6 protein-coding genes and 1 pseudogene are annotated in these 6,198 nt (G+C 40.7%); 4 read left to right on the forward strand and 3 right to left on the reverse strand.

Annotation, left to right across the window (positions count from 1 at the left end):
- Positions 1–542 (forward strand): EF-Tu C-terminal domain-related protein (locus A3KS_RS0116920; RefSeq protein WP_026393639.1); only part of this gene is annotated, 542 nt, incomplete at its 5' end.
- Positions 543–937: 395 nt separating this feature from the next.
- Positions 938–1,195, forward strand: coding sequence for a hypothetical protein (locus A3KS_RS0116925; RefSeq protein WP_026395899.1), 258 nt, complete (start codon positions 938–940; stop codon positions 1,193–1,195).
- A gap of 48 nt (positions 1,196–1,243) precedes the next feature.
- Here A3KS_RS0116925 and A3KS_RS0116930 read toward each other — a convergent pair whose 3' ends face one another.
- Entirely contained in the window at positions 1,244–1,900 is a 657-nt protein-coding gene (locus tag A3KS_RS0116930) for a TetR/AcrR family transcriptional regulator (protein WP_026395900.1), read from the reverse strand.
- A 282-nt stretch (positions 1,901–2,182) separates the two neighbouring features.
- Here A3KS_RS0116930 and A3KS_RS0116935 point away from each other — a divergent pair, with 282 nt between their 5' ends.
- Both A3KS_RS0116935 and A3KS_RS0116940 read left to right on the forward strand, forming a co-directional pair.
- Positions 2,183–3,580, forward strand: a complete 1,398-nt coding sequence (locus A3KS_RS0116935) for an MFS transporter (RefSeq protein WP_026395901.1) — start codon at positions 2,183–2,185, stop codon at positions 3,578–3,580.
- A gap of 156 nt (positions 3,581–3,736) precedes the next feature.
- Positions 3,737–5,131 (forward strand): SLC13 family permease, encoded by a 1,395-nt coding sequence (locus A3KS_RS0116940; RefSeq protein WP_026395902.1) that lies wholly within the window; start codon positions 3,737–3,739, stop codon positions 5,129–5,131.
- Positions 5,132–5,242: 111 nt separating this feature from the next.
- On the opposite strand, the gene A3KS_RS0116945 is transcribed toward A3KS_RS0116940, so the two are convergent.
- Complete coding sequence (locus A3KS_RS0116945) at positions 5,243–5,869, reverse strand: corrinoid protein (RefSeq protein WP_026395903.1); 627 nt, start codon at positions 5,867–5,869, stop codon at positions 5,243–5,245.
- Positions 5,870–5,997: 128 nt separating this feature from the next.
- Positions 5,998–6,198: pseudogene (locus tag A3KS_RS23835) on the reverse strand (methyltetrahydrofolate cobalamin methyltransferase); the annotation flags it as partial.

Genomic DNA, 6,198 nt, shown 5'->3' on the forward strand with positions numbered 1-6,198 from the left:
AAGATGTCTTCTCAATCACTGGTCGTGGTACCGTAGCAACCGGACGTATCGAACGTGGGATTGTTAAAGTCGGCGAAGAAGTTGAAATCGTCGGGATTCATGACGTTCGAAAAACAGTTGTAACCGGAATCGAAATGTTCCGTAAATTACTGGACGAAGGCCGATCAGGCGACAACGTAGGCGCNTTANTNCGTGGTGTTGACCGTACTCAAATCGAACGTGGTCAGGTACTGGCTAAGCCAGGTTCCATCAAACCACATACCCATTATCAATCAGAAGTATATGTCTTAACCAAAGAAGAAGGCGGACGTCATACTCCATTCTTCGATGGCTACCGACCACAGTTCTACTTCAGAACAACTGACGTAACTGGTATCATCAAGTTACCAGAAGGCGTAGAAATGGTAATGCCTGGCGATAACGTGCAAATGGAAATTACTCTGATCACGCCAATCGCGATCGAAGAAGGTTTACGTTTCGCGATTCGTGAAGGCGGACGTACTGTTGGTTCTGGTGTTGTAGCCAAAATGTTAGCTGATTAATATTTTGCTTCGCAAAATATAAAAATAAAAAAACAAATTGATATTTGAGCGATGCTGTTTGATCAGTTCGATAGCGCAAGGCAAATAACAAGTATCAATCAATTTTTGCCGCCTCTCCCGTAGAGGCGGTTTTTTGCGTGAAGGCAACGAGCCAATCGCAAGCTCGCTTGCAGTTGGCGACGCCCGCGAACCAAGATGAAGCGGAGCGGAATCTTGGTTGCGTGAAGGCAATGAGCCAATCGCAAGCTCGCTTGCAGTTGGCGACTGCTCACGAACCAAGATGAAGCGAAGCGGAATCGTGGTTTGTGTAAAAAAGTGATTTTAAAAACTCTATTCGAACTTCCTTCACAATTATGATACAATAGAATAATAAATTGTGTTGGGGGAAAAAACAAATGAAAAAATACATCAGCGTGACTATCAGTGATAAGGTGGAGTCAGTCGGAAATGACTATAACAAGGGCTTCAGAAAATGCAAAACGGTCGAATTGGCCCAAGAGATTGAAAATACCTGTAATAATTATGATGAAAAAGGCTATGACCTGATATCAATTGTACCAATTGTTCAAGGGCAGCATATCGTTTTTTCCAGCGATGGCAGCTGGGCCAACAGTGTTACCGAAGGTGTGATCATTACCTTTAAAGCAAAATAGGGTAAAAAGTAAAAAGGTCTATTCAGAAATAATCTGAATAGACCTTTTTTATATCAGTAATTTAATTTCTGAAAAATCATGTTCTCGAAAAAACAGCAACGCTTCGTAGCTGACTCGATAGATTGATTTAACCGGAATGCCCCAGCACCGGGCGGTATTCGAGATGATCAGGATTGAAAAATCTTCCACCGGCATTTTGATCCGGGATTCACAGAAAGCCCGGGTGAGTTCGCGTCGGGCGCCGAAATCGGCGATCAGCAGGGCATCGAATTCAATCGGACGGATGCGCAGATTATAGTCTCTGACAAACTCATGATAGATTTCACCCATTTTTCCGTGAAGAAAAGGGTAGAGTGAGTCATTTTTAGAAATTTCATAATAAAAATGATTGACCTGGGGGTCACTCAGCAGATGATGATACCAGACCATGGTTAAATAAAAATGTCTTTCAAAGGCATTGATAGGTTTATATCCGATAAGCTTTTTATTAAGAGAATCGTGGATAGAATTGAGATAGTCATCAAAAATTCTCGCTACAAAGGTGTCTTTAGTCGCAAAATGATAGGTCATCGAACCTAAAGTAGTATCGGAATGATCGGCGATTTGCTGAATTGTAGTAGCATTGTAGCCTTGATTATAAAAAAGTTCTTTGGCGCTCTTGTAGATGCGTTCTTTTGTCATCTCGCCCTTGGTCAATTTTCGCATTTTTATCTCCTTAAAGCAATGTGGCATAGCAATTTTAGCATTAAGTGAGAGAATTAACAAGGAAAAATAGTAAAAGAATAGAGTAAAAAAATAAATTACCATAAATTACTAAAAAAACAGTAAAATATCAATAGTTTAATAAAAAATACTTGACAAATATGATGTAAAGGGTTACTATTTAGTAAGTCTTAGTAATATTACTGAAAGAACAAAAATGACGAAGGTAAAAATCCGGAAATTTTACTTTAGTCGATCATTTAAAAAATTTGAGGAGGCTCTTTTATGGAAAAAAAACCCTTAAGTTCAGGGCTTAAGAAATTCTTTGGTATTGGAGATCTTGGTTTCACACTGATGTCGAATGTTGAAGTATTTTATTTTGCATATTTTTTAACAAACATTGCAAAATTTGATTTGGGAACAACTGCAATAATTATGACCTTAACAAGTACAGTGGATATGGTATTGTCACCTTTCTATGGTGGATTTATTGATGCTCTTAAACCAATGAAATGGGGAAAATACAGATCGTATTTATTGGTAATACCACCAATTGTCGTGGTTCTCTATACGATGATGTTTACAGTTATTGGCACTGGAATCGTACCAATGATTATCATTTGTGTCGCTTTCATTACTTCACATGTGGCTTGGAACTTCTCTTACGTAGCTAATATAGCACTAATTCCAACAATATCAACAACCCCAGAAGACCGAACACAATTATCTGCAACACGAGGCGCTTATGCAAATGTTGGAAAAATTATTTTCTCAGCAATGGGCTTGGCCACTATTTTATGGGTTGGAGAATTAGTTAAAAACCCCGTACTTGGGTTCACTATTTCGGCATTCGCAATGGCATGTGTTTACTGGTTAGGCTATTTTATTCACTTCAAACTGACAAGTGGATATGAGGTAACATATGAAGATGCTGCTGCTGCAAATACGAATACTGCAAAAAAAGAAAAAATATCCATTGGCGATATGGCGAGATCATTAGTTCAAAACCCACATTTGTTAGTGTTACTTTTAGCAGATGTCGCACGTTGGACCGTTAACTTTGTTTGTGCCGGTTCAGCAGTATACTTCTTTACCTACGTAGCGAACGATGTTGCAATGTTTAGTGTATACTTGTTGGTAGCCAATATTATGGCGGTAATTGGTTCATATTCAAGTAAATATGTTGCTGCAAAATTGTCAACACGAACAGCCGCACTGATCGGCTGTTACGGTTTAGGCGTATTCTTAATTGGATGTCAATTCGTTGTCGGAAATATCACAATGGTTCTGGTTGTCCTTTCCTGTGCACAGTTCTTCTTAGGATTCCTTTATGCATTGATGGTTGCTTTATATGGTGATGCATCAATCTACAGTGAATGGAAAACAGGAAAAGCAGCATCAAGCTGGGTTATGGGATTATCGAATTTACCATTGAAACTTGCTATCTTTATCAAAGGTTTAATTATTCCGGCAATGCTGGCTTCGGTAGGTTTCGTTGCAAAAATGGATCCGGCTACTGCCACACCAGAATTAAAAGCTGGTATTACGACTTTATTCTGTACAATTCCAGGTGCCACAGTTCTTGCCGGTGCAGTTCTGCTAACTTTTGGATACCGTTTAACCAAAGAAAAAGTGACTCAGTATCAGACTGAAATCAACGCCAGAAAACAAATAGCAGAATAATAGACTTAAAAAAGATGACATAAAAATAATAACATAAAAATAAGAAGCCATATTCAAATCAATTGATAGGCTTCTTATTTGTTTAATAAGATGAATAGCAATACTATTGGCTAAAACAGGAAAACTATTATCTTTAAACTATGATTGAGGTGGATTATGAATAAAAAACAGATAATCGGAATGATTATCAGCATTGCCGTGCTGGTAGCCGTTTTTTTTCTACCCATACCAATGGGTCTGAACGATAAGGGACTGATAACCATTGGCTTGCTGCTGTTCTTTTTAATCATGTTGATTACTGAGGCATTGCCAGTTGGTGTTATTTGTTTCCTTTGTCTGGCGCTATTGCCAACGCTGGGGGTCACAAAAAATCTGACCGCCGGACTAAGTGGATTTACCAACACGATCTTATTTTTTGTACTGGCATCATTTGGGCTGGCGGAGGCAGTGACCTCCACGCCGATTGTTCAACGGATCTTGCATGCTTTGCTTAAAAAATTTGGCAAAGATGTAAAAACCTGTGTTCTGGCGATCATGGTAGCAGGAGCCCTGGTATCCTCGATTGTCACGGATGTGCCATCGGTGGTTGTTTTCATGGGCATTGGGGCCAGTTTTCTCAAGCTTTTTAAAAATGAAGCAGAGCGCCAGCAAACAGCAAAATCACTGATGATGGGAATTCCGATAGCAGTGATGCTGGGCGGTCTGATGACTCCAGCGGGTAGCGGCATCAATATTTTAACCATCGGACTATTGCAAAATCTGGCGGGCGTTCAGATTACCTTTATTCAGTGGATGGCCTGTGGGATTCCGATTGTACTGGTTATGGTCCCGCTGGCCTGGTATATCTTAACGAAAGTATTTCCCCCGGCGGAAATTGATAAAAATGAGATTGATAACTATTTGAAGACCATTGAAGTTAAGGAAAAAGTAGATAGTAGAGAATTGAAAGTCATTCTGATTGGGTTAATAATGATTTTCTTCTGGCTGCTTAGCTCATTCTATCCGTTCATTGAGGTGACTGTGGTAGCCTTGCTTGGCTGTGTGTCATTCTTTCTGCCAGGGATCAAGATCCTCACCTGGGAGCGCTACATGAAAGCGGTCAGCTGGATTTCATTTATCCTGATCGGAACAGTTTTATGTATTGCCAATACCATTGTTGCAAACGGTGTCAGCGAGTGGTTTGTCAATTATGTATTACCGTCATCTTTGTCATTTTCACTGATGGGTGGGGTTTTCTTCGTCTCCGTGATGTGCTTTGTGATCATGCTGATTGTTCCTGTCGCGCCGGCCTTAATCGGAGTGTTGACACCGGTTATCATCAGTTTGGCGGCTACTACCGGAATCAATCCGGCGCTACTGATTATTGCCCTGGGCTTATGTGCTGGTAACTGTTATTTATTCCCGATTGACACCATTCCATTGATTACTTATACTGCTGGCTATTACAAGATGACCGACATGCCTAAAGCGGCAATCTGGCTTCAAATCGCTTTTGTGGGTCTAGCTACATTGTGGTTGCCGATTGCCGGAAAACTAGTGGGATTGGCCTAATACGAGCTATGTTGTGACAACATTTAATCATAAAAAAAGCGAAACCCGCGGGTTTCGCTTTTTTTTATGATAATAAATTAAGGGGCTAGTTGATTGATGTTTGTTTAACGATTAAGCAACCATTTCTTTGGCTTTAACAGCGGCACTACCAGCATCAGGAGCAAATCCGTCAGCACCGATTTCAGCGGCGTATTCTGGTGTTACAGGGGCGCCACCAACAATAACTTTAACATCCAGTCCACTGGCTTTGATGGTTTGAACTGCTTCTTTAAGGGCTGGCATGGTTGTCGTTAACAGACCGGAACAAGCTACTAAAGTAACGTTTTTGTTTTCTTTGATGGCTTCGACAAATCGTTCAGCAGGAACATCAACACCAAGGTCAACCATGGTGAAGCCGGCACTTTCGATCATCATAGAAACCAGGTTTTTACCAATATCATGTAAATCACCGGCAACCGTTCCGATAATGCAGGTTCCTAAAGAGTTTGAGGTATCACCGGCTAATAGCGGACGTAAAACATCAACACCTTTAGCCATTGCTTTAGCAGCGATCAACATTTCTGGGACAAAGATTTCTCCGGAAGAGAATTTTTCGCCGACAACACCCATCGAGTCAACCATCGCTTGCAGGATATCTGCAGCGGAGCTACCTTCGTCTAATGCTTCCTGAACTAATCCAGGAACCAGTTTAGTTTTACCAATTTCTACTTTTTCTTTAACTTCTTGAATTTTTGACATTTTTTTCTCCTGTTCAATCATAATTTATTTATAGTTGGTTATCAATATCGGTCAGCTGATTGTGTGACCAGCTGACCAGATTTATTGTGTGGTTAATTTGTCAATTCTGTAGATTTACGCCAGAAAGACTATTTTTTCTGACCGAAAATGCCTTCACGGTAGGCGCCAATGTATTCCATACAGTAGTCGTCTTCGCCCAACAGTGCTTCAGTGGCAAAGATGATGCCCATCAGATCACCGTTGGTGGGGTCGAGAATGGCACTGTCCAGACCGGCATTCATCGCCAGGACGGTAAAGCCCATGTTGACCATTTTTCGGGCCGGCAGGTT

The organism is Acetobacterium malicum subsp. dehalogenans DSM 11527 (genome assembly GCF_000472665.1).
GTDB classification, from domain to species: Bacteria; Bacillota; Clostridia; order Eubacteriales; family Eubacteriaceae; genus Acetobacterium; species Acetobacterium malicum.